Below are 21,435 nucleotides of genomic sequence, written 5' to 3' on the forward strand. Positions count from 1 at the left end.
GGGGGCCCGATGACCAACCAGCCAGACAACGTGCCAAGCAACGAGCCAGACAATGAGCAGCTCACCCCGTTCGAGCGGACGCTCGCCACCCAACTGCGGGCGGCGGGCGGCGGGTTCCGGCCGGACGCCGAGGTGCTGGTGGACGGCGGCCTGCGGCGCGGGCGGGCGCGGCTGTGGCGTCGACGTGCCGCCACCGTGACCGGGGCCGTCGCCGTCGCGGGAGTCGCCGTGCTCGCCACCCAACTCCCCGGCGGCAGCGGCAAGGCGGCGGACGGTGACGGCGTCGCCGCGACGGCGGGGGTGCCAGAGACCGAGGCCGAGCTGACTGCGGCCGTGCGCGGGATGCTTCCCGAGGACGTGCGGGTCGCGCGGACGGTGGCCGTGGGCGTCGACCAGTCGGCGGAGCCCGTCGCGTCGTTCGTGATCGAGTCGGGGGAGGCGAGTTACACGCTGGAGGTGGCACTCTCCCGCGGGCTGACGGAGGACTGGGGCGCCCACGCCGGCTGTGCGCCCGTCGTTCCCGACGAGGCGCGATGTGAGGAGAGCGAGCTGCCCGACGGCTCCGTGCGCTCGGTGACGGAGAGGGATCCAGAGGATCAGAGTTTCGACATCATCGGCCAGGACCAGGACCAGGACCAGGACGGCGGTGGCGCCTCGGAGAGCGGTGATGACGGGGCCCTGCGTCTGGCAGACCAGCGTTCCTGGAGCGTGCGGGTGGAGTCGCCGACGAGTTGGGGGTCGGGGAAGGACGGGTTGCGGAGGCTCACCGTCGACCTCGCCCCCCAGGCGCAGGAGGAGTCCCCGCGCAGGGCGGCCCCGCTCAGCGAGGCGGAGCTGGTCGCGCTCTCCGAAGAGCCCGTCTGGCAGCGGCTCTTCGATCGCGCCGACGTGCTGCACGGCGCGCCCGAGGAGCCCCTCGACCCGGGCGCGAGGGGGGTGGTTCCGTCGGCCGGTTTCAGCGGGCTCTTCCGGGAGTTGGCTCCCAACGGCCTCACGGTCACGGACCGGCCCAACCAGACCTCCGGCGGCGCGGTCATGTCGGTCGCCGACGGCGTCGCCACGGCCCGGGTCGAGGTCAGCGGCCAGGTCGCCGAAAGCACCGGCCTCCCCGGGGAGGCCGGGGAAACGCCGGAAGGCTGCCAGCGGGAGACCTTGGAGGACGGCACCCAGATGTTCCTCTGCGCCGGCGAAGGCGGCGCGGCCGAGACCCGGGTCGATGTCCACTACCCCGACGGCGCCTCTCTCCTCGTTCTGGTCAGGCCGGTCGCGGGCGGCGACTCCCCGTTGACCGAAGACCAACTCCTCGACATAGCCCGAGACTCGGCGTGGCTGGCGCTGCTCGGTTGAGCGGGGCGCGGCGTCCGGTGGGAGTCGGCGGTGCATCTCACTGACTCCGACCCGGTCCCAGCGGGAGGTCCGCTCCGTAAGCTGTAGAGGACCGCCCCAGCCGCACCCTCCGGAGTCAGCGTGACCAGCCGAACCAGGACCGCCCTTGTCGCCGGTGTGGCGGCCGCCTCGTTGCTGCTCTCCGGGTGCGGTGGGGACGGGGAGGAGAGCAGCGAGGAGATACCCGGAGTCGACGAGGGTGGCGGGAGCCCGGGCGGCGACGAGGACCCTGCCGGGGAGCCCCCCGCTCCGCAGGACGACGGCATCGAGCGGCCAGACATCGCGCTGCCCGACGACGTGGACAACGTCTTCGAGGAGGTCGGCACGGAAGACCCGGTCGAGTTGGCGGTGTTGGCCGACCACGAGCGTCGGGTCAACTCGATCGACGAGGCGATCACCAGCGGCGACCTGGAGCGCCCCGCGCTCGGCTTCTACTCCTCGGGGGAGGCGTTGACCTCCGCCGTCGAGTGGGCCCAGTCCCTGGTGGAGAACGACGAGAGCTTCACCGGTACCACCCGCTACTACGAGCGTCAGGTGACCGTGGACGAGGAGACCGGGCGGGCCTCCGTGAGCTACTGCATCGACGCCAGCGAGTCGTTGACCACCACCCGCAGCTCCGGCGAGGCCGATCCCGACTCGGCCGTGACCGTGAAGGTGCACTACGTGACGCAGCTCGATCGGAACGAGGCCGGGGTCTGGCAGACCACCGAGGCCGTGGCGGACCCGGAGACAGACAGATGCTGAGCACCAACGGCCCCGCTCCCGCGGGCGGCCCCGTACCTCCCGGCACCCCCCTGTCTTCCGACCTCGCCATGCCCCCCGGCTCTCCCGCGCCCGCTGGCCTTTCCGCGTCCGCACCCGCGCCCGCCTCCGGTGCCGTCGTACCCGCCGGGGCTGTCGTACCCGCCGGGGCTGTGGCCGCGCGGGGGAGCGGCGATGGGGGGAGGTTCCCGGGGCGGGGGCCAGGTGCCGTCCGGTGGTTGGCGGTCGTGCTGCTGGGCGGCGGGCTGGCGTTCGGTGCTCCACTCGTCCTCGCCCCGCAGGCGGCGGCCGAGGGGGAGAACCGGGGCCGGTTCAACGACCACACGGAGAACACGTTTGGCGAGGGGGGCGACGGCGAGTTGGCGGCCGGCGCCGGCATCACCATCACCACCAGTGGCGGCGGCGGAACGAACGGCGGGACGATCAGCAGCGTCGACACCTCCTGGACGCCGCCGCCCTGCTACTACGCCCCGACCTACACCCCCACGGAGTTCAAGGAGAACTTCCAGGACTACCTGAACTCCCCCCTCCACTCCGGCAAGGGCGAGGCCGTCCAGATGCACGAGGAGGCGTACGGGGAGGACAGCGAGTACAACGACCACAACCTCGACCTGGAGGGCGAGGGCATGTGGTGGACCGCCGTGATCAACACGGCCTCCGACGACCACGAAGGCAAACTGGCCTGCAACGAGCCCACGTTCTGGGTCGACTTCGGCGACGCGCCGCCCGACATCCCCGGCGTGCCGACGCCCGAGATGCTCGCCGAACTGGCCTACGCCCAGACCCGGGTGCCTCCCACCGAGATCGAGTGGAACCCGGAAGGCACCCAGACGGTCAACCTCGCCACCTGGATATGGCTCGACCCGGCCGACTTCCAGCCCGTCGAGGTCACGGCCCAGGTCGAGGGGTACGACATCTGGGCGACCACGCACGCCGAGCCCACCGCGTTGAGTCTCGACGCCGGCACCGGGGACGCCACCCTCCACCCCGCCTCCGGCATCTGCCCGACCGGCGACGGCGGCGCCATAGGCAGCCCCCACCCCGGTGGGGAGACCGACCAGGCGCCGCCCTGCGGAATCACCTATCTCCGTGCCACGCACGGCACCGGTCCGTTCTCGCTCGCCGCGGGGCTGACCTGGAGCGTCGCCTGGGAGGGCTCCGGAGGGACGGGCGGCGATCTCCCCGACGGCACCTACGGCACCGAACAGGACGTCGAGGTGCAGGAGATACAGACCATCGTCCGGTGAGCCGACCCGGGGTGAACGAGTCGTCCGGGGTGAACGAGCCTTCCGAGGCGAAGGAGTTGCCCGGGGCGAAGGGGGTGCGTGGGGCGAACGAGTCGTCCTGCGTCGTGAGCCGCCTGGTGTGAGCGACCCGCTCCGGGACGGCCAAGGCGGGTGGGGGCCAGGTCAGCCCATGCTCTTCGCGCCGTCCAGCGACTCCCGGATGATGTCGGCGTGACCGGCGTGCTGGGCGGTCTCCGCGACGATGTGGAGCAGCACCCGGCGCGCCGACCACCTGGCGTTCGGCTCGAACCACGGCGCCTTCGGCAGCGGGTGCGACAGATCCAGGTCGGGGAGGGAGTCGACGATCTCGTCGGTCCGCTCAGCCACCCGCGCGTACTCCGCCAGCACCCCCTCCAGTGTGTCCCCGGGCAGCATCCGGAACTCTGCGGCCCGCTCCGCGAAGTCCTCCTCGGTCATCGCGGAGAAGTCGACCATCGCCGACGGGCCCTCCAGGATGAAGCGCGCCCAGCCGCGTTCCACCGACGAGACGTGTTTGATCAGTCCTCCGAGACACAGCTCGCTCGCCGTGGTGCGCCGCCCGGCCTGTTCGTCGGTGAGGTCCCTGGTGGTGAAGCGGAGGAAGTGCCGCTGGTGGGCCAGCATCGCCCGCAGGTCGGCTCGTTCGGTGCGGTTCCCGGGGGCGGTCTCGCCGACGGCCGTCTCCGCTGAGGTCAGTTCCTGAGCGCTCATGTTCTTTCTCCACCGTCCGTGCGCTTGCGTTTTCGTCGTTCCGGGAACACGGTAGAGACGGCAGCGGACACTTTCTGTCCGCAATCTCGCGGTTCCCCGCGAACGCGGAGGAGGACGGCGCCTTGGCCAACACCAGCGGGCGCACCCTGCGGCTGCTCTCCCTCCTCCAGAGCCATCGGCACTGGTCGGGCGAGGAGTTGGCCGAGCGCCTCGGGGTCTCGCCCCGCACGCTGCGCCGCGATGTCGAGCGGCTGCGCGAGTTGGGCTACCCGGTCGAGGCCAGACGCGGCGTCGACGGGGGGTACCAACTGGCCGCGGGCGCGGCGTTGCCGCCGCTGGTGATCGACGACGAGGAGGCGGTGGCGCTCGCCGTCGGCCTGCACACCGCGGCGCGGGGCGCGGTGGAGGGCATCGCCGAGTCCTCGGTGCGGGTGTTGGCCAAGGTGGTGCAGGTGATGCCCGCCCGGCTGCGGCGCCGGGTGGAGGCGCTGAGCGCCGTAACGGACGCCGTGGAGTGGGGCGGCGCGAGCGCCGGCGTCGACCCGGCCGCGCTGACGGTGATCGCGCTGGCCTGCCGGGACGGCGAACGGCTCACCTTCGCCTACGCCACCGCCGACGGCCGGCGTGGCGAACGCCGGGTGGAGCCGCACCGGTTGGTCTGCGTCGGGCGCCGCTGGTATCTGGTCGCCCACGACCTCGACCGCCACGACTGGCGTGTCTTTCGACTGGACCGGCTGGCCGAACCCCGGGGCACCGGTGGCCGGTTCGCGCCGCGCGTGCTGCCGGCGGCGGACGCCGCCGCGTTCGTGCGGGCCAGGCTGACCGGCCTGCCGGGTCCGTGGGAGGCGGAGGCCGTCGTCGAGGCGCCGGCGGAGGTGGTGCGCCGGCGCATCGGTCGGTGGTGCACGGTGGAGGCGGTCGACGCGGGGCGTTGCCGGGTGCGGATGACCGTCGACTCCCTGAAGTGGGGGGTGATGTGCCTCGGCGCGGCCGAGGCCGAGTTCCGGGTCGTCCGCCCGCCCGAACTGCACGCCGCCGTCGCCGACTGGGGCAGCCGTTTCGCCCGCGCCACCGACACGGTCACGGTTACCGACTCCGGTACCGGCACCGACACCGACACGGTCATCGACTCCGACTCCGACACGGTCACGGTTACCGACTCCGGCACCGACACCGACACGGTCACCGTTGCCGACGGTGCCGGACAGACCGCGACCACGCCGACCGCCCCCGCCCGGGCCACGGTCGGACGGGCCACGTCCGCACCGGGGCCCCCGCCCGGCTGACCCTTCGGGCCTTGGGCCTCGGCCCCGGGCCCCGGGCCGGGTGTGGCGCGGCGACGATCCCCGATCGCCGCGCCACCCGCCCCCGCCCCGGCCGGGCGGCCAGCCCCGCCCGGCCGGGCGTCCGGCCCCGCCTCGGACTCAGCTCACCGAGATGTCCGAGTTACCGCTGCTCTGGTAGCCCTCGGTGGCCATGATCATGTAGTAGCGGAAGTCGCCGAGGTTCATGCCGGACTGGGCCCAGGCGTCGAAGTGCGCGCCGGTGTTGATGGAGCCGCCGACGCGCGGGGACTGCCGGGTGCTCCAGTACTGCGGGAACGTCTGGGTGCCCTCGACCGAGGGGGCGTTGTACCGCATCGTGTGGTAGATGTCGTAGCTTCCGCCGTCGGTGTTGACCGTTCCCCGGTGTTCGCCGGTCGGCCGGTAGGTGCCCCAGCTGTCCACGATGTAGTACTCGACCAGCGGGTTGGACGTCCAGCCGTAGAGGCACAGGTAGCCGTTGCCGGACGGGTTGAAGCTGCCCGAGTAGTTCACGGTGCGGCGACTGCCGTTGCTCCAGCCCTTGCCGCAGACGAAGTTGCCGGTGTTGCTCCACTGGGTGCTGTACTGCCCGCCGTTGCCCATGGTCATGGAGACGCTGCCGGGGGCGTCGGTCCAGAACGAGAAGTAGTAGCCGTTGTGGGTGCCCTCCTGGTTCTCCGTGACCGTCTGCGCCTGTGCTCTGCTCGGCAGCGAAAGCACCGACGCGGAGGCCAGCGCGAGGGCGCCGGCGCCGCCGATGAGCGTCCTGCGGCTGAGTTTGGGGCTGGTGGGGGCGTTCTCCTGGTCCATGCTCGTCCTCCTCGTGGAACGTTGCGGCTCCGGCGGCCAGGGGTCGGGCCAGCGGCACGCGGACGTGCGGTGGCCGGGAACGGCGCGCGGTGGATGGGCCGGTCCCTCGTCCCGCACGTGGACCGGTGAGCTGGGGCGCACGTTCAAGTGGCCGTCGCCGGCGGTGAGTTGGTCTCATCGCCAGTGCCATGACAATGCTCCGGCGGCGACAAGCTGTCAACGCCTTCCGCAAGATTCCCGGAAGGATGAAGCGCTGGCGCGTCCCGCGGTCGGGCTGGTACTGCCAGCTCAGGGCCGGGCAACGCGCGTCACTCGGTCCGCTCGACGGACCAACTCGCCTCGCTGTGCGGCGCATTCGCACACATCCAACCGAGAATTATCGAAAACCTTCCGGACCTCCCGGCGCCCCCGGGGCCCCTCGGCCTCCGCGACGGCCCGTCACCACGCGGCTCTTCCCTCGTGACCGGGTGACGGCATAATCGCGCGCATGACGATCAGGGACTGGACCGTGTCCGAGATAAGCAAGGACCTCCACGCGTGGCTGCCGCCCCGCCGCGGCTGGGGGCTCGCGAACTGCGGGCTGCTGGTCTCGCCCCGCACCGCCCTGTGGATCGACACCCCCTACGACCCGGTGCTGGCCGGGGCGTTCCTCGACCGCAGCCGCGCGCTGCTGCCCGAGGGCGTGTCCGTCGACCGGGTGGTGGTCACCCATGGCAACGGCGACCACTACTGGGGCGCCGGCGTCGTTCCGGAGGCCGAGATCATCGTCACCCGGGGCGCCCGCGACCAGATGTGCTTCGAGCCGCCGCCCCAGCAGCTGCACGCCATGGTCTTCGGTACCGACCCCGACTCCCCGCTGGGCGGCTATCTGCGGCGCCACTTCGGCGTGTTCGACTGGGCCACCACCGAACCCGTCCAGCCGCACACCTACTTCAACGGCGAGCTGGAGCTGTCGGTCGGCGACTACCCCGTGCAGATCAGCGCCCTGCCGCCCGCGCACACCGCCGGCGACCTCATCGTCCACCTGCCGGCGCAGCGCACCGTCTTCACCGGCGACGTGGTCTTCGCGTCCACCCCCGAGCAGCCGGGCGACCACCCGGTGCACTGGGCCGGTCCGCTGGGCAATGTCGTCTCCGCCTGCGAACAGGTGTTGGAGACCGGCGCGGAGATCTTCGTCCCGGGCCACGGTCCGGTGCTCGACCGCGCCGGCGTGCGCGCGCACATCGCCTATCTGGAACGCGTGCGGGAGGCGGCCCACACCGCGCACGCCGCGGGCGTCCCGGCGCACGAGGCCGCGCGCCGGCTGATCGACGAGGGACTGGGGCGCGAGTTGGAGTTGCCGGAGCGGCTGGTGGTGACCATCGGTACCGAGTACCGTCACCTGGACGGCACCCAGCGGCCCAACATCGTGGAAGTGATGACCCAAGTCGCCACCCTGGCCCACCAGTTGACGGCCGACGGCGGTGCTGTCGAGGAGCGGTCCGCCGAGGGCCGGTCCGCCGGTGAGTGAGCTGCCGGTGAGTGACCTGCCGGTGGTTGACCTGGGGCGACCCTGTGAGACGGAGGAGCCATGACGGGCGCGGTGCTCGCGGCGCTGACGACGGCGTTGGTGGTGCTCGCCGGAGCGCTCTGGCAGCGCCGCCGTGATCTCTCACGGCTGCGCGCCGCCGAGGCGCTGGCCCGCGCGGTCGAGGCGAGGGAGATGGGCACGGTGCGCCGCCTCGACGCGGTCACCGGTGAGCTGCGGCGGCTGGCCAGGGAACGCGTCCCGGCCGCCGCGATGGCGCTGACCCACCCCCACGCGCCCGTCCCGCCGCCGCCCTCGGCGGGCGAGATCGGCCCGGAGGCCGTGGCCGCGTTGAACGAGGCGCTGGACGCGGTGCTCGCCGCCCTCGGCGAGGAGCGCGAACGGGTGGACGCCGCCGCCAGGGCCTCCATGCGCGGCGCCACCGCCAAGGTCCAGTCGCTGCTCTACCAGATCCAGAGCCTGCTCCACGAACTCCAGCACGAGAACGACGACCTGCGCCTGCTGGAACTCGACTTCCGCAACGAGCTGGCGCTGCGCCGCATCCAGGCCACCGCCGTGCTCTGCGAGGCGTGGCCGGGACTGGCCCGCACCGACTCGCCGCTGGCCGAGGTGGTCCGCGGGGCGCAGTCCCGGGTGCCCGGCTACCAGCGCGTCAAGGTCACCAACCACCTGCGCGAGCAGCGCCTCGGCGTCGTCGCCCGCGCCGCCGAGCCGCTGGCCATCGCGCTGGCCGAGCTGTTGGCCAACGCCACCGCCTACTCGCACCCCGAGACCGAGGTGCCCGTCACGCTGCAACACGGCGGTGGCCGCGGGGTGTTCCTCGTCATCGACGACGCCGGCATCGGCATGGAGGAGGACGCCCTCACCCGCGCGCGCCGGCTGCTGGTGGGGCCCGAGGGGCTGCTGCTGACCGAGCTGGGCAACCCGCCGCAGGCCGGGTTCGCCGTCGTCGGGCGGCTGGCGCGCCAGTACGGCTTCACCTGCCATGTGGAGCCCTCCCCCTACGGCGGCGTCCGTGCCATGCTGAGGGTGCCGGCCGAGATGCTCACCGTGGTGGAGGACGAGCACGACCTGTCGGTGCTGGCCCCCGAGCCGGTCCAGGCGCGCCCCACCCCGACGGGGCGCGAGGGCCACGGTGTTCCCGTCCCGGGGACGGGGGAGCCGACGCCGCGGCGGCCGGTCGACGTACCGGAACCCGACCCCGACACGGCACGCCTGCCGAGCCGCCGCCGCCGCGCCCCCCGCCACCAGGACGCGACGGGCCTGGCCGACGCACGGGTCGCCGCGCGGACGCCCGAGGAGGCCGACGCCCGCTGGAGCGCCCTGCAACAGGGCACCGTCAGCGGGCGGAACGCCGTCGGCGGCCTGCCGGCGCCGAGGACGGCAGGCGGACGAGACCACGAAGGAGACGAGGGCACGTGAACACCCCCCAAGCCCGCTCGGCGGACGGCCTCGCCTGGGTCCTGACGCCGCTGCTCGAACTGCCGGGCGTCCGCCACGCGGTGATCGCGACCGGTGACGGCCTGGTCGAGGGCAGCTCCCCCGGGCTCGGCAGGGCGTCGGCGGAACGGGTGGCCGCGATGACGGCGACCCTGCACGCCGCGGCCCGCGCCTTCACCACCGCGTTCACCGAGCGGGAGGCGCCCGGGCTCCAGCAGACGGTCGTCGAGTCCGAGCAGGGCTTCGCCATCGTCGTCCCCGCCGGGAAGAACACCTCGCTCGCGCTCTTCGCCGAACCCGACGCCCAGCTGGGCAACATCGCCTACCAGATGCAGGTGCAGGTCGCCGCGCTGGCCCGGGCCATGTCCGCCCCGGCCCGCCAGCCGGATGCCACCACCAGGCCATGAGCCGTGCGCCCCGACGCCGACTCGTCCCCGCCTATCTGGTCACCGGCGGGCGGCAGCTGACCTCGCGCGCGGACCTGGACCGGCTCTCCGTGCTGACCCTGGCCGACGCCAAGCTCACCGAGACACCCGAGGCCACCGCGGGTATCGGGCCCGAACACCACCGGCTGTGCGCCCTGTTAGCGCCCGGTTCCCTCAGCCTGGTCGAGTGCGCCGCCCATCTGGGGCTGCCGGTCAGCGCCACCGTGGTCGTCGCGGCCGATCTGATCGAAAGCGGCCACCTGCAAGCGCGGGGACCGGTGCCCCGGGCGCAAGAGATAGACCGTTCGCTCGTGGAGAGGCTTCTCGTTGGACTCCGCACCCTCCGTTGACCTGGTCGGATACCTGCCAGCCGGCGGACAGACCCTGATGAAGCTGGTGGTCACCGGCCCGTTCGGAGTGGGCAAGACCACCTTGATCCGGACCCTCTCCGAGATCCCTCCCCTGCACACCGAGGAGGCGATGACCGAGACCGGCGCCGGGCACGACGACCTCGCCGGCGTGCCCGACAAGACGACGACGACCGTCGCCGTCGACTTCGGCCGGCTCACCGTCCCGGGCGAGCTGGTGCTCTACCTCTTCGGCACGCCGGGACAGGAGCGGTTCTTCCCGCTGTGGGAGGACATCGCGCGCGGCGCGCTGGGCGCGTTGGTGCTGGCCGACACGCGGCGGCTCGGCGACTCGTTCCCCGTCATGGACATGGTCGAGGAGCAGGGGCTGCCCTACGCGGTCGCCGTCAACCGCTTCCCCGACGCGCCCACCTACGGCGACGAGGTGCTCCGCAAACACCTCGACCTGCACCCGAGCACCCCACTGGTGCAGTGCGACGCGCGCGAACGCCGCAGCAGCGTGGAGCCCCTGATCGCGCTGGCCGAGCACGTACTGACCCGACTACCCGAGGACCGGCCATGACCACCTCGACCCCGCTCGCCCTCTACGGCCCGGACTTCGCGGCCGACCCGGCAGGCCACTACGAGCGGCTGCGGGTGCACGGCCCCGTGGCGCCGGTCGAGTTGGCGCCCGGAGTGCGGGCGCTGCTGGTCACCGACTACCAGGCGGCACTCGACCTGCTGCGCGACACCCACACGTTCTCCAAGGACCCGCGCGGCTGGCAGACCACCGTCCCGCCGGACTCGCCGATCCTGCCGATGCTCGCCTACCGGCCCACCGCGCTCTTCAGCGACGGCGACGTCCACGCCCGCTACCGCGCGGCCATCACCGACAGCCTCGGCCTGATCGAGCCGCACGTGCTGCAACGCCAGGTCTCCACGGCCGCGCAGCGGCTGATCCGGGACTTCTCGGCGACCGGCCACGCCGACCTGATGACGCAGTACGCGCGGCAGCTGCCGCTGCACGTCTTCAACAGCTGGTTCGGCGTCCCGGAGGAGGACAGCGACCGGCTGGTCAACGGCATCGCCGGGATGATGAACTCGGCGGGCAACGCCGCCGCCGCCTACGCCGACCTGGTCGCCGTCGTGACCCGGCTGGTCGCCGACCGCAGGGTCCGCCCGCGCCGCGACCTGATCTCCTGGTTCATCGCCCACCCGGCGGGGCTGGAGAACGACGAGGTGATCCGCCAGATCACCCTCACCATGAGCGCCGGCCACGAGCCCAGCACCAACCTGATCGGCAACGCGCTGCTGCACATGCTGACCGACCCGCGGTACGCCGGCTCGCTCTACGGCGGCGCGATGACCGCCCACGAGGCGATCAACGAGGTGCTGTGGCAGGACCCGCCGGTCGCCAACTTCTCGGCGCACTACCCCCGTTACGACACCGTCTTCCACGGCCGCCAGCTGCGCGCCGGCGAGCTGGTGCTGGTCTCCTACGCCGCCGCCAACCTCCAGTCGAGGCCGCCGGTCGGCCACGACCTGCCGCGCTCCGGGGACAACGCGCACCTGGCCTGGGCGGCCGGCCCGCACGGCTGCCCGGCCCGCCAGCCGGCGCTGCTGATCGCGATCACCGCCATCGAGCAGCTGACCAGCCACCTCACGGACATGGAACTGACCTGCCACCCGTCGGAACTGCTGTGGCGGCCGGGACCTTTCCACCGTGCCCTGACCCATCTGCCGGTCAGGTTCAGCACGTTGACCGGTTGGTGAGCCGCCGGGCCCCGGGGGAACGCGAAAACCCCCGGCGGCGTCCGGCCGGGTGGCCGGGCGCCGCCGGGGGCGGTGGGTTTCGGGGTGTGCGCGAGGGCGTCAGGCCGTCTTCGTCGCGGAGAGGATCGCCGGGACCGGGATCACGTCACTCGGGATCTCGGCCGGGTCCTTGGAGACCGTCGCCGTCACGGTGAACCCGCACTCCTCCAGCCAGCGCCGGTAGACGGAGAGCTTCTGCGGTCCGCCCTGGCCCATGGTGCAGCCGACGAAGAACGCGGGGAAGAAGTCGACGTTGTAGTTGTCGGTGTCGTGCGGGTCCTCCGGATAGACCGGCACCAGCACGTTGACCCGGCCGCCGACGTCCAGCGTGTCGTGGACGCCCCGCAGGATGCGGAAGACGTCGTCCCGGTCGAACATGTCCAGGAAGTGCTTGATCAGCACCACGTCGAAGCCCGAGGGGATCTTCTCGAAGACGTCGCCCCCGACGAAGGAGCAGTGCTCGGCCACGCCGTGCGCCCGGAAGTTGGCCAGCGCCTCCTGCTCCTTCTCCGGCAGATCGAACGTGGTCACCCGCAGACCGGGCGACTTCTTCCACTGATAGGTGTGGATCGCCCCGAGACCGGTGTTGCCCGCGAGATCCAACACCCGGGAGCCGGCGGGGATGTCGGCGTGCTCGAAGAACCAGGGGTCGATCCGCGTGGTGACCGTGTCCATCAGTGTCGCCCAGGACTCGCGCAGGTCCCGGTGCTCGGCGACCGCGCCGTAGAGCGTGCCCTCCGCCCCGTACAGCTCCTTCAGCCCGACCAGGGTGCCCGTTCTGGCGCTCTCCGTCAGATAGAACAGCTGGCGCAGTGCCACCACCTTGATCATGTTCATGTAGGTCAGCGCGCGCCGCAGATCCTGCTCCGGGACCTCGGCGAGCGCGTCCAGCGTGTAGCCGCCCGACTCCTCGTCCCACGCGACGAAGCGCTCCTTCACCAGCAGGAAGAGCAGCTGCTCCACCGCGTCCGGCTTCACGTCGACGGCCTCGCCCAACTGGGCCGCGGTCAGCCCCGGCCGCTCCCGCAGAGCGTCGACGACGCCCAGCTCGAAACAGGACAGCAGGGTCATGAACCGCGCCGGTCCCACCATGTACTCGCGGAAGCGGGCGAGTGTGGCCTCAGGAGTCATTGCACTGGTCCCTTTCGAGTCGGTTGTCGTCGTCACCGCGCCGTCAGCCCCCGCTCTTCCCGGAGCCGGCGCGACAGCTCGGTCCGCCGCACCTTCAACGTGGCGGTCCTGGGAAGTTCGGCCTGCGGGATGTGCACCGGCTCGGCCAGCTGCGGGAAGCCGGCCGCCGCTGCCCGCCACCGCTCGGGGTCCAGCGGCTCGTCCTCGTGGGTGCAGACCACGGGCACCGGCCGCTCGTCAGGGCCGCGCACCACGACCAGCTCGCTCAGCTCGGTCAGTTCGCCGAGCACCTGGTCCTCGACCTCCAGCACGCTGCGCACCCCGGGGATCATGTCGACCTCGCGGTCCAGCATGTGCAGACAGCCCAGCCGGGAGCGGAAGCCGACGTCTCCGGTGCGCCACCAGTCGCCGCGGCGGTTCTCGTCGTAACGCTCCTGCTCGCCGTGGTACGTCTTGGCCAGGCCGTCCCAACCGACCTCGATGAAGCCGGGGTTGCTCGGGGACACCGGCCGCCCGTTCCGGCTCACCAGCCGCACCTTCGCCGACCCCGGCCAGGGGAAGCCCACGCAGCGGCCGTCCGCCTCGTGGGCCGTCCGCCGGAAGTAGGGGCGGCCGACGGCGGGGCCCACCTCGCTCTGGCCGTAGATCTGGAAGAAGACGGGCGCCTTCCGGTCCGAGGCGTGCAGCAACCGGCTCATCGTCCGGGGATGTATCGCGTCGAAGGTGCTGCTGAAGCACTTCACCGAGGAGAACGGGCGGCGGGGATCGTCGGCCAGCCCCTCCCACTCCATCAGGGAGTTGGGCAGCGCCTCGACGAACCCGGGCCGGTGCCGCACGAACTCCGCGGCGACATGCTCGGGGTCCGGGTCGCGCAGCAGCAGCACCGGGATCCGCTTGAGCAGCGCCAGCGACATCGCCGCGAACATCCGCGAGTGCACGAAGGAGATGTGCACCGCCACCGTCTCCCGCATCCTGGTCATCGACAGCAGATGCCACTGCGGGACCAGCCGCGAGCCCATGGTGCGCGGCGTGTGCACCACCAGCTTCGGCAGCCCCGTGGTGCCCGAGGTGTGGGTGATCATCGCGGCCTCGTCGACGGGCCGGAACCGCGCCTCGACCCGCGGGGCGCCGGCCAGCGCGTCCAGCGCGGCGGCGCCGGGCCGTTCGCCCGCGACGACCAGCACCCGTTCCGTCAGCTTCGGAAGCGGCACCCCGGCCAGCCGGTCGAGGGTGTCCACGTCGGTCAGCAGCGTCGGCCGCTCCAGCCGCGCCAGCAGCGCGCCCACCGTCGTGCCGTCCAGGTGCGGCGAGAGCATCACCGGGACCGCGCCGATCCGGGAGCTGGCCGTGGCGAGTATCCAGACGTCGAAGTTGGCGCTCTTGTGGACGGCGACCCGCCCGCCCGGCCGCACCCCGGCGGCCCACAGCCGGGCGGCCAGGTCGTCGACGTGGCCGGCCAGTTCGGCGACCGTCAGCCGCCGCCCCGCCTCCGGCAGGACGTCGAGGTCGTGGTCGAGGGTCAGCGACGTGGTGCCGTCCCTGGCCGCGGCTCGCTCCGGCACGACGCCGAGCGCGAGGCCGTGTTTCCGTATCGCCTTGTGGATGGACAGGCCCTTCATCCTTGACTGTCTCCTTCGCGGTGTGCGGTGAACCGGCGGGCCGGTGGCGCGCGGGCACACGACGCACGCCCCCGGCCGGGCCGGGGGCGTGCGTGTGACGGGGCGGGTGGGGCGGTCAGGTCGTCCAGGGGCGCAGCTTCTCCGGGTTGCGCATCGCCCAGATGTGGGTGACGCGGTCGCCGACCACGTCCAGTGCCAGCACCACCACCAGTGCGTCGCCCTGGCGGGCCACCAGTCCCGGCTGGCCGTTGACCGTGCGCTCCAGGATGCTGAGGTCCGGGGCGCGCTCGGCGATGTCGACGAAGACCCGGGCGACCCGCTCGTCCCCCTCGACCGGGTGGGGTTCGGCGCTGACGATGCCGCCGCCGTCCGCGACCGTGCTGACCTCCGGGTCGAGCAGCCCGATCAGGGCCTCGATGTCCTTGGCCTCCCAGGCCCGCTTGAAGTGGCGCACGACGGCCGCGCGTTGCGCGACGGTGGCCTCCGGCGCGCGCCGGGCGCGGATGCGGCGCCTGGCCGAGGAGGCCAGCTGACGGCACGCGGCGGGGGACCGGCCGACGATCTCGGCCACCTCGGCGAACGGGTAGTGGAAGACGTCGTGCAGGATGAACGCCACCCGCTCCGCCGGCGTCATCGCCTCCAGCACCACGAGAAAGGCCATGTTGACCGACTCGTCGAGGGTGACCCGGTCCGCGGGGTCGACGGTCGAGGCGGCCGGCCGCCCCTCGGCCCACTCCGCGCGGTCCGGCAGCGGTTCGGGAATCCACTCGCCCACATAGCGTTCCCGCCGCGCCCGGGCCGAGCCCAGCAGGTCGAGGCAGACGCGGCTGGCGACCCGGGTCAGCCAGGCGCCGGGCGAGGCGATCGCGTCCCGCTGCTCGGGGGTCAGGGCGTACCAGCGGGCATAGGTCTCCTGCACGACGTCCTCGGCGTCAGCCAGCGAACCCAGCAGCCGGTAGGCGACGTTGATCAACTGCCGCCGCTCACGCGGCACCGCGCCCGGCTCCCGGTCGACCGGGGGGCCCGCGGCCTCCTCCCCCTGCGAAGTGCTCATCGCTCCTCAACTCCCGTCCGTCGGCGTCTCGTTCGGGGGCACGGGGCGACGGCTTCCGGGTCGCGACGCACCTCACCTCACATTACGAGGCGCCGCTTCGTCGTAAGGGTGACCGGCCGGTTCCCCGTCCCCCGCCCGCCCTGGCGGGGGACGGGCGCCGGTCGGGGCCGGCTCCGGTCCCGGAGCCGCTCACCGTCCCGACCCGTCCCGAGCTTTCGAGGAGAACCGTCATGAACGTCGCCCTGTGGATCGTCGCGAGCGTGCTGGCCGTGGCCTTTCTGGCCGGTGGGGCCATGAAACTGGTCCAGTCGAGGGAGAAGCTGGCCGCCTCGGGCTTCGGCTTCGCGGACGACTTCTCCGACAACGCGGTGAAGGGCATCGGCGCCCTGGAGCTGCTGGCCGGCATCGGGCTCGTGCTGCCGGCCGCGGTCGACATCGCGCCGGTGCTGGTGCCGCTGGCCGCCGTCGGGATCGTGCTGTTGATGATCGGCGCGATCGTGGTGCACGGACGCCGCAAGGAGGCCCAGTCGATCGTGGTGAACGTCGTGCTGATCGCCGTCGCGGCCTTCGTCGCCTGGGGTCGCTTCGGTCCCCACTCCTTCTGAACCCTCCTGCCGCTCCGCCCCGCCCCGCCCCGGCCGAGTCGCCAGCGCGGGACGGGCCACCCCGTGAGCAGGCCCCCTGAGCAGGCCACCCCTGAGCAAGCGACCCCTGAGCAAGCGACCCCTGAACAAGCGACCCGTGAGAGGGAGAAGCCGACCGTGGAACCCGTGAGTACCGCCGTCATCTACTACAGCGCCACCGGCACCGTGCACGCATTGGCCGAGGCCGCCGCCGAGGGCGCCGAGAAGGCCGGGGCCCGGGTGCGGCTGCGCAGGGTCGCCGAACAGGCCCCGCCCGAGGCCGTCGCGTCCAACCCCGCGTGGGGCCGCCACCTGGAGGAGACCGCGCACGTCGAGGTGGCCACCCTGGACGACCTGGCCTGGGCCGACGCGGTGCTCCTCGGCACCCCGACCCGCTTCGGCAACCCGTCGGCGCAGCTGAAGTCGTTCCTGGACAGCGCCGGCGGGCTGTGGCACGAGGGCGCGTTGGCCGACAAGGTCTACTCCGCCTTCACCGCCTCCGGCACCGCCCACGGCGGGCAGGAGTCCACCCTGCTGGCGCTGGCCAACGTCTTCTACCACTGGGGCGGCGTCATCGTGCCGCCCGGCTACACCGACCCCGTCCAGTTCCAGACGGGCAACCCGTACGGCACCTCGCACGTGGCGGGCGAAGGCCCGCCCGGCGAGACCACGCTGAAGGCCGCTCGCTACCAGGCCAGACGCGTCGTGGAGACCACGGCCGCGCTCCGGGCCGGCCGCGCCGGCTGACCACGGGGCGGAACACGGCCACGCGTCCCGGGGCCGCCCCGGGACGCGACCGGCCGCCGCCTACTCGGCGGCCAGCGCGGCGGCGGCCGGCAGCCGGTCGGCCGCCGCGCTGGCCACCCCGAGCACCCCGGCGAACCACGGCGCGAAGTGCTCCGGGTCGTCGGCCAGTTCGCGGCGCAGCCGCGCCGGCGGGACCCACCGGACGTCGGCGACCTCCTCCGGGTCCGGGCTCAGCTCCGTGCCGACCGGCACCCGGCCGACCAGCACATGGTCGTACTCGTGCTCGACCCGGCCGGTCGCCGGGTCCTCCGCCCGGTACACGTAGACCCCGGCGCGGTGCAGCGCCGCGCCCCGCACGCCGATCTCCTCGGCCAGCCGCCGCTCGGCGTCCTCGACCAGGGTGTCGCCGGGAGACGGGTGCCCGCAGCAGGCGTTGGCCCAGCGCAGCGCGAACCGCGTCTTGACCTCGGCCCGTCGCTGCACCAGCATGCGCCCGTCCTCGTCGAGCAGCAGCACCGAGAACGCCCTGTGCAGCCGCCCCGGCGGGGTGTGCGCCTCGGCGACGGTGGCGGACCCGGTGGCCGCGCCGTCCGTGTCGACCAGCTCCACCAGCTGCGCTTCCCGACTGCTCATCCTGCGCCACCCGTCTGTCTGGTACCGGGCGGCGCCGTGCCGGCCGGAGTCGAAGGCCCACAGCGGTGGGTCCCGTACACCCACCGGGGTTGAGGCGGTCGAAAGACCTAGCCGCCGTCCTCTTCGGAGTCCGACAACAACATGATGTCCAGCATCTGAGCCCGCCACTGATAGTACGCCTGGACTTTGTGGTACTCCCCGTCGGGCGCCGCGGTGATGGCGTACACGGATCTGCGGTCGTCGCCCTCGTGCGGATAGTGCCGCAGGAAATGCTCGATCTCCGGTTCGATACGGACCGGTAGCGTCAACGGGTCCCGGGTCATCGCGGCGAAGCAGATACGTTCGACGCGCGGGGAGTCCCATCCGAACGTGGTGTAGATGCCGAACGCCTCACGGCCGAGACGCAGCAGCCTCTCACTCGGCTCGGGCAGCCCGATTTCCCGCAGGATCGCGCGCATAGTCCCCGGTTCGAAACAGACGGACGGCGCGTTTCCGAAATAGGTGTTGACCGTGCGGTGCCGGTAGTCGATCCCCACCAGGCTGACCCGGTCGGCCAGCCCGTGGCGCGTGAGGAACTCCAGGTTCTCGCCCAGCGCGGGAGGCATCGACGGCAGCTCGGCCAGCGGCTCCACCCGTTGCAGCGCGTCCCCTGGAAAGAACGACCAGGTCTTCTTGAAACCGCCGACGACCCCGAAGTCTATTCCCGAGGTGTCGACAGGGAATTGCCTGTGGATCTCCCCGAGAAGGCCACCCACGGGATGGTCCGTCTTCGGCGTGAGATCGTGCGCCAAAGCCGTCGCGTAGGGATCGGTATCGGGCGGGAACATCGTGAGACGGCAGTCCAGATCGCCCGCGTTCCGCGCCCCCGTCGCCACCCGGAAGGCGATGACGGACCGCGCGACATGCTCCTCGTAGGCGTCGAGGATCGTGCGGACCTTCGCACGTTCGCACGGAACGCCCAACAGTCCGGCCGCTTTCTCGATATCGGCGTGGACACGCGCCAGCGCCGCGTTCTCGGACATGCGTCCTCCAGGTGTCCGTCTCGGCGGGGATGTACGGGCCGCCGGTCGGCGGCGGGCCCGCTATCGGGCGAGGACCAGGGTGGCCGGCGACGGGGTCGGCCGGAAGGTGACCTCGTCGAAGCCCGCCTCGGCGAGCCAGGCGCGGTAGTCCGCGCGGCGCCACGTCCCGCCCCGCCCGCTCTTCAGCAGCATCTCCGAGGCGAAGACCAGCGGGAACGGCGGGCCCGAACGGTCGTCCTCCACCACGTAGTCGCAGATCACCAACGTCCCGCCGGGCCGCAGCGCGCGCCGCAGCCGGGTCAGGATCGCGATGTTCTCCTCGGGACCCTCCTGGTGCGCGATATGGGAGTACACCGCGACGTCGTGGACGGCCGTGCCGAAGTGCGTGGTGTGCAGGTCACCGTCGACGCAGCGGAAACGGTCGCCGACGCCCCGCTCGGCGACCAGCCGGCGGGCCAGCGCGTTGATCGGCGCCCAGTCCAACTGCGTCGCCCGCGCCTCGGGGTTGAGGCCCAGCCAGATCGCCGAGTAGATGCCGGAGCCGCCGCCCACGTCGAGGATCGAGACCGGTCCCGCCTTCGCCAACCCCAGCTCCTCGGCGGCCAGTTCGGCGACCGGCACCGACTGCGCGGCAATGGCCGGCACCACCTCGGCCCAGTGCGGGTTGTCCGCCACCTCGGTCGTCGGGTCGGCCACGGGGCCGCCGGCCCTGACCACCTCGGGCAGGTCCACCATGCCGCCCATGTGGTCCAGCTTCAGCCGGGCGAAGGCGCTCAGGTCCGCCGGCCTCCCCCGCACCAGGAACGCGGACGCCTCGGGCGAGTTGCGGTAGCCACCGTCCCGCAGCTCGACCAGGCCGAGGCTCACCAGCCCGTCCAGCAGGGTCTGGGCGCCGCGCGGGGAGATCTCGGCGAGCTTCGCCACCTCGTCGGCCGTGGTCGCGCCCGCTTCGAGATGGGTGAAGAGCGCGTGCGTCGCCGCGGCGCCGACGATGCCGGTGGCCCAGTAGCCGTTGATCAGCCGCATCACGCCGTCGGGCGTGGGGGACTCGTCGCTCATGCCGCTCCCTTCCGTTCGTGGGACAGCGCGTCGCGCAGCGCGAAGGCGACCCGTTCGGTCTGCGCCTCGGTCAGCTCGGCGTGCATGGGGATGGCCAGGTTCCTGGCGAACAGGTCGGCGGAGACCGGGCACTTCTGGTCGGTGCCGTAGACCGGCTGGAGGTGGGAGGCCCAGGTGCCGTGGCCGCAGCCGACGCCCCGCGCCCGCAGCCGGGCGGCGACCGCCGCGCGGTCCAGCCGCGGGTCGAGCGTCACCATGTACGACTGCCAGGCGTGGGTGCGGTCGTCCGGCACCGAGGGCAGTGTGAGCAGCTCCTCCTCCGCCAGCAGCTCGGCGTACCGCGCGGCCACGGCGTGGCGCCGCTCCCGCAGCTCCCCGACCCGCTCCAGTTGCACGCCGAGGATCGCGGCGGCGATGTCGGAGAGCTTGTAGTTGTAGCCGATCTCGGTGAACTCGGGGATCGGCAGGCCCACGACCCGCGCCTGGTCGAAGATGCTCCCGATGCCGAACGACGACCGCACCCGCGCGTCGGCGGCCAGCGCGGGGTCCGCCGTCAGCAGCGCGCCGCCCTCCCCGCTGGTGGCGCCCTTGCGGCCGTGGAAGGAAAGGCAGGCCACGGGCGCCAGGGCGCCCGCCGGCGCGCCCCGGTAGGTCGCGCCCACCGCGCAGGCCGCGTCCTCCACCAGGAACAACCCGCGGCGCTCGGCGATCTCGTTCAACTCGGCGTAGTCGGCGGGGAGTCCGACGGTGTCCACCGCGATCACACCGACCGTGCGCGGGCCCACCAGGTCGGCGACCGCGTCCGGGTCGACGGTCCCGGTGTCGGCCCGCACGTCGGCGAAGACGGGGGTCCCGCCGACCCAGCGCACGGCGTGCGCCGGCGCGGGAAAGGTGTAGTCGGCGACGATCACCTCGTCGCCCTCGCGCACCCCGAGCGCCAGCAGGGCGAGATGGAGCGCGGCGCCGCAGTTGCTCGTCGCGACCGCGCCGGGAACGCCGTAACGTTCCGCCAGTTCGCTCTCCAGCGCCTTGCCGCGCGGGCCCTGGCCCGCCGGCCAGCCGCTGGCGAACACCTCCGCCACCGCGGCCAACTCCCGTTCGCCCAGGCTCGCGTGGACGAGGTCGACGTGCTGGTCCCGGTTCACCTCGGCCGTCATCCCGCGGCCTCCACCGTCGCGACGCCCCGGCCGGCGGCCGGCGTCGGGGGCTCGAAGCGCAGCGGCGTGAGCTGCGTGACGTCGTAGCGGTCGCGGAGCGCGGCGACCGCCTCCCGGTCAGGCGGGCCACCCGCGTCGAAGATCCGGCAGATCTCCTCGAAGTACCGCTCGTGGTCGGGCGAGGGCGCGCTCTGGAAGAGCATCCGCGCCGGTCGGTCGGTCGGGTTGCGGAACGCGTGCGGGGTACCGGGCGGCACGAACATGCACGCGCCGGCCCCGGCCCGCACCGGGCGGTCGCCCTCGGGCGACTCCCAGTCGTGCCAGGTGTCCTCCGTGCGTTTCGACGGTTCGAAGGCGAGGAGTTCCAACTCCCCTTCGAGAACGTAGAAGAGTTCCTGTGACTTCCGATGGGTGTGGGCGCCGACATCGAATCCCGGCGGTACCACCACCTCGAACACGGATATCGAAGAGCCGTCCGCCTCGGTGACCTTGAAGGTCACCTCCTGCATGGGGGTGACGAGCTTTCGCCCCTCGCCCGTCGGAAGTATGAGACCGGTCATGGTCAGTGCTTTCCTGTCGTCGGTGTGGACGGTTCTCCGT

Annotated in this window: 21 protein-coding genes and 1 pseudogene; 12 read left to right on the forward strand and 10 right to left on the reverse strand. The window is 72.6% G+C overall.

Translation table 11 applies throughout. From position 1 onward, the window contains the following. Positions 1-9: 9 nt before the first annotated feature. The 3 genes from FH715_RS07390 to FH715_RS07400 all read left to right on the forward strand — a co-directional run bounded on the left by FH715_RS07390 (position 10) and on the right by FH715_RS07400 (position 3,395). The gene (locus tag FH715_RS07390; RefSeq protein WP_139642018.1) at positions 10-1,347 is read left to right on the forward strand and encodes a hypothetical protein; all 1,338 of its coding nucleotides are present in this window, start codon (positions 10-12) and stop codon (positions 1,345-1,347) included. 120 nt (positions 1,348-1,467) lie between these two features. Continuing rightward, positions 1,468-2,130 (forward strand): hypothetical protein, encoded by a 663-nt coding sequence (locus FH715_RS07395; protein ID WP_139642020.1) that lies wholly within the window; start codon positions 1,468-1,470, stop codon positions 2,128-2,130. 245 nt (positions 2,131-2,375) lie between these two features. Continuing rightward, positions 2,376-3,395 carry a hypothetical protein gene (locus FH715_RS07400; RefSeq protein ID WP_425472692.1) on the forward strand — a complete coding sequence of 340 codons (1,020 nt, stop codon included), beginning with the start codon at positions 2,376-2,378 and terminating at the stop codon, positions 3,393-3,395. 162 nt (positions 3,396-3,557) lie between these two features. On the opposite strand, the gene FH715_RS07405 is transcribed toward FH715_RS07400, so the two are convergent. Then, positions 3,558-4,037 carry a DinB family protein gene (locus tag FH715_RS07405; RefSeq protein ID WP_246108626.1) on the reverse strand — a complete coding sequence of 160 codons (480 nt, stop codon included), beginning with the start codon at positions 4,035-4,037 and terminating at the stop codon, positions 3,558-3,560. 209 nt (positions 4,038-4,246) lie between these two features. Here FH715_RS07405 and FH715_RS07410 point away from each other — a divergent pair. Next, a pseudogene (locus FH715_RS07410) lies at positions 4,247-5,194 on the forward strand (helix-turn-helix transcriptional regulator); the annotation flags it as partial. A gap of 354 nt (positions 5,195-5,548) precedes the next feature. On the opposite strand, the gene FH715_RS07415 reads toward FH715_RS07410, so the two are convergent. Further along, positions 5,549-6,238: a glycoside hydrolase family 11 protein gene (locus FH715_RS07415; protein ID WP_139642027.1), complete on the reverse strand. Its 690-nt coding sequence runs from the start codon at positions 6,236-6,238 to the stop codon at positions 5,549-5,551. A gap of 487 nt (positions 6,239-6,725) precedes the next feature. Here FH715_RS07415 and FH715_RS07420 point away from each other — a divergent pair, with 487 nt between their 5' ends. The 6 genes from FH715_RS07420 to FH715_RS07445 are packed head-to-tail and all read left to right on the forward strand — an operon-like array spanning position 6,726 to position 11,751. Continuing rightward, positions 6,726-7,748, forward strand: a complete 1,023-nt coding sequence (locus FH715_RS07420; protein ID WP_139642028.1) for an MBL fold metallo-hydrolase — start codon at positions 6,726-6,728, stop codon at positions 7,746-7,748. 60 nt (positions 7,749-7,808) lie between these two features. Next, complete coding sequence (locus tag FH715_RS07425; RefSeq protein ID WP_139642030.1) at positions 7,809-9,188, forward strand: ATP-binding protein; 1,380 nt, start codon at positions 7,809-7,811, stop codon at positions 9,186-9,188. Continuing rightward, on the forward strand, positions 9,185-9,613 hold the full coding sequence (locus tag FH715_RS07430) for a roadblock/LC7 domain-containing protein (RefSeq protein ID WP_139642032.1): 429 nt from the start codon (positions 9,185-9,187) through the stop codon (positions 9,611-9,613). Before FH715_RS07425 ends, FH715_RS07430 begins: the two co-directional genes overlap by 4 nt. Next, entirely contained in the window at positions 9,610-9,981 is a 372-nt protein-coding gene (locus tag FH715_RS07435) for a DUF742 domain-containing protein (protein ID WP_139642034.1), read from the forward strand. The genes FH715_RS07430 and FH715_RS07435 overlap by 4 nt, the downstream gene beginning before the upstream one ends. After that, positions 9,959-10,561, forward strand: a complete 603-nt coding sequence (locus FH715_RS07440) for a GTP-binding protein (RefSeq protein ID WP_139642035.1) — start codon at positions 9,959-9,961, stop codon at positions 10,559-10,561. The genes FH715_RS07435 and FH715_RS07440 overlap by 23 nt, the downstream gene beginning before the upstream one ends. Then, positions 10,558-11,751 carry a cytochrome P450 gene (locus tag FH715_RS07445; protein WP_139642037.1) on the forward strand — a complete coding sequence of 398 codons (1,194 nt, stop codon included), beginning with the start codon at positions 10,558-10,560 and terminating at the stop codon, positions 11,749-11,751. The genes FH715_RS07440 and FH715_RS07445 overlap by 4 nt, the downstream gene beginning before the upstream one ends. Positions 11,752-11,850: 99 nt before the next feature. Here FH715_RS07445 and FH715_RS07450 read toward each other — a convergent pair whose 3' ends face one another. The 3 genes from FH715_RS07450 to sigJ all read right to left on the reverse strand — a co-directional run bounded on the left by FH715_RS07450 (position 11,851) and on the right by sigJ (position 15,594). Further along, positions 11,851-12,921: an acetylserotonin O-methyltransferase gene (locus tag FH715_RS07450; protein WP_246108613.1), complete on the reverse strand. Its 1,071-nt coding sequence runs from the start codon at positions 12,919-12,921 to the stop codon at positions 11,851-11,853. A 32-nt stretch (positions 12,922-12,953) separates the two neighbouring features. Further along, entirely contained in the window at positions 12,954-14,540 is a 1,587-nt protein-coding gene (locus FH715_RS07455) for a class I adenylate-forming enzyme family protein (RefSeq protein ID WP_139642039.1), read from the reverse strand. A gap of 115 nt (positions 14,541-14,655) precedes the next feature. Continuing rightward, the gene (gene sigJ / locus FH715_RS07460; RefSeq protein ID WP_139642041.1) at positions 14,656-15,594 is read right to left on the reverse strand and encodes an RNA polymerase sigma factor SigJ; all 939 of its coding nucleotides are present in this window, start codon (positions 15,592-15,594) and stop codon (positions 14,656-14,658) included. A gap of 230 nt (positions 15,595-15,824) precedes the next feature. Between sigJ and FH715_RS07465 the strand changes: the two genes are divergently transcribed. Together FH715_RS07465 and wrbA are read left to right on the forward strand one after the other, a co-directional pair. Next, positions 15,825-16,199, forward strand: coding sequence for a DoxX family protein (locus FH715_RS07465; RefSeq protein ID WP_139642043.1), 375 nt, complete (start codon positions 15,825-15,827; stop codon positions 16,197-16,199). Between the two features lie 156 nt (positions 16,200-16,355). Beyond that, positions 16,356-16,964, forward strand: a complete 609-nt coding sequence (gene wrbA, locus FH715_RS07470; RefSeq protein WP_139642045.1) for an NAD(P)H:quinone oxidoreductase — start codon at positions 16,356-16,358, stop codon at positions 16,962-16,964. 60 nt (positions 16,965-17,024) lie between these two features. On the opposite strand, the gene idi is transcribed toward wrbA, so the two are convergent. The 5 genes from idi to FH715_RS07495 form a co-directional block, all read right to left on the reverse strand. Then, a complete protein-coding gene (gene idi, locus FH715_RS07475; RefSeq protein WP_139642047.1) occupies positions 17,025-17,597 on the reverse strand; it encodes an isopentenyl-diphosphate Delta-isomerase in 573 nt (190 codons plus the stop codon). A gap of 107 nt (positions 17,598-17,704) precedes the next feature. Then, complete coding sequence (locus tag FH715_RS07480) at positions 17,705-18,619, reverse strand: aromatic prenyltransferase (RefSeq protein ID WP_139642050.1); 915 nt, start codon at positions 18,617-18,619, stop codon at positions 17,705-17,707. Positions 18,620-18,679: 60 nt separating this feature from the next. Beyond that, positions 18,680-19,678, reverse strand: a complete 999-nt coding sequence (locus FH715_RS07485; RefSeq protein ID WP_170184665.1) for a class I SAM-dependent methyltransferase — start codon at positions 19,676-19,678, stop codon at positions 18,680-18,682. Further along, a complete protein-coding gene (locus FH715_RS07490) occupies positions 19,675-20,835 on the reverse strand; it encodes a DegT/DnrJ/EryC1/StrS family aminotransferase (protein WP_139642052.1) in 1,161 nt (386 codons plus the stop codon). The genes FH715_RS07485 and FH715_RS07490 overlap by 4 nt, the downstream gene beginning before the upstream one ends. Next, positions 20,832-21,395 (reverse strand): cupin domain-containing protein, encoded by a 564-nt coding sequence (locus FH715_RS07495; RefSeq protein WP_139642054.1) that lies wholly within the window; start codon positions 21,393-21,395, stop codon positions 20,832-20,834. The genes FH715_RS07490 and FH715_RS07495 overlap by 4 nt, the downstream gene beginning before the upstream one ends. Positions 21,396-21,435 lie beyond the last annotated feature (40 nt).

It is taken from the genome of Streptomyces sedi, assembly GCF_006335015.1.
Taxonomy (GTDB): domain Bacteria; phylum Actinomycetota; class Actinomycetes; order Streptomycetales; family Streptomycetaceae; genus Streptomyces; species Streptomyces sedi.

Excerpts from the sequence above, each read along its gene's own strand:
- FH715_RS07465 (WP_139642043.1), top strand. The coding sequence starts at position 15,825 with ATGAACGTCGCCCTGTGGATCGTCGCGAGCGTGCTGGCCGTGGCCTTT.
- FH715_RS07405 (WP_246108626.1), bottom strand. The coding sequence starts at position 4,037 with ATGCTGGCCCACCAGCGGCACTTCCTCCGCTTCACCACCAGGGACCTC.
- FH715_RS07435 (WP_139642034.1), top strand. The coding sequence starts at position 9,610 with ATGAGCCGTGCGCCCCGACGCCGACTCGTCCCCGCCTATCTGGTCACC.
- FH715_RS07480 (WP_139642050.1), bottom strand. The coding sequence starts at position 18,619 with ATGTCCGAGAACGCGGCGCTGGCGCGTGTCCACGCCGATATCGAGAAA.
- FH715_RS07450 (WP_246108613.1), bottom strand. The coding sequence starts at position 12,921 with ATGACTCCTGAGGCCACACTCGCCCGCTTCCGCGAGTACATGGTGGGA.
- FH715_RS07455 (WP_139642039.1), bottom strand. The coding sequence starts at position 14,540 with ATGAAGGGCCTGTCCATCCACAAGGCGATACGGAAACACGGCCTCGCG.
- sigJ (WP_139642041.1), bottom strand. The coding sequence starts at position 15,594 with ATGAGCACTTCGCAGGGGGAGGAGGCCGCGGGCCCCCCGGTCGACCGG.
- idi (WP_139642047.1), bottom strand. The coding sequence starts at position 17,597 with ATGAGCAGTCGGGAAGCGCAGCTGGTGGAGCTGGTCGACACGGACGGC.
- FH715_RS07445 (WP_139642037.1), top strand. The coding sequence starts at position 10,558 with ATGACCACCTCGACCCCGCTCGCCCTCTACGGCCCGGACTTCGCGGCC.
- FH715_RS07415 (WP_139642027.1), bottom strand. The coding sequence starts at position 6,238 with ATGGACCAGGAGAACGCCCCCACCAGCCCCAAACTCAGCCGCAGGACG.
- FH715_RS07425 (WP_139642030.1), top strand. The coding sequence starts at position 7,809 with ATGACGGGCGCGGTGCTCGCGGCGCTGACGACGGCGTTGGTGGTGCTC.
- FH715_RS07495 (WP_139642054.1), bottom strand. The coding sequence starts at position 21,395 with ATGACCGGTCTCATACTTCCGACGGGCGAGGGGCGAAAGCTCGTCACC.
- FH715_RS07490 (WP_139642052.1), bottom strand. The coding sequence starts at position 20,835 with ATGACGGCCGAGGTGAACCGGGACCAGCACGTCGACCTCGTCCACGCG.
- FH715_RS07390 (WP_139642018.1), top strand. The coding sequence starts at position 10 with ATGACCAACCAGCCAGACAACGTGCCAAGCAACGAGCCAGACAATGAG.
- FH715_RS07485 (WP_170184665.1), bottom strand. The coding sequence starts at position 19,678 with ATGAGCGACGAGTCCCCCACGCCCGACGGCGTGATGCGGCTGATCAAC.
- FH715_RS07420 (WP_139642028.1), top strand. The coding sequence starts at position 6,726 with ATGACGATCAGGGACTGGACCGTGTCCGAGATAAGCAAGGACCTCCAC.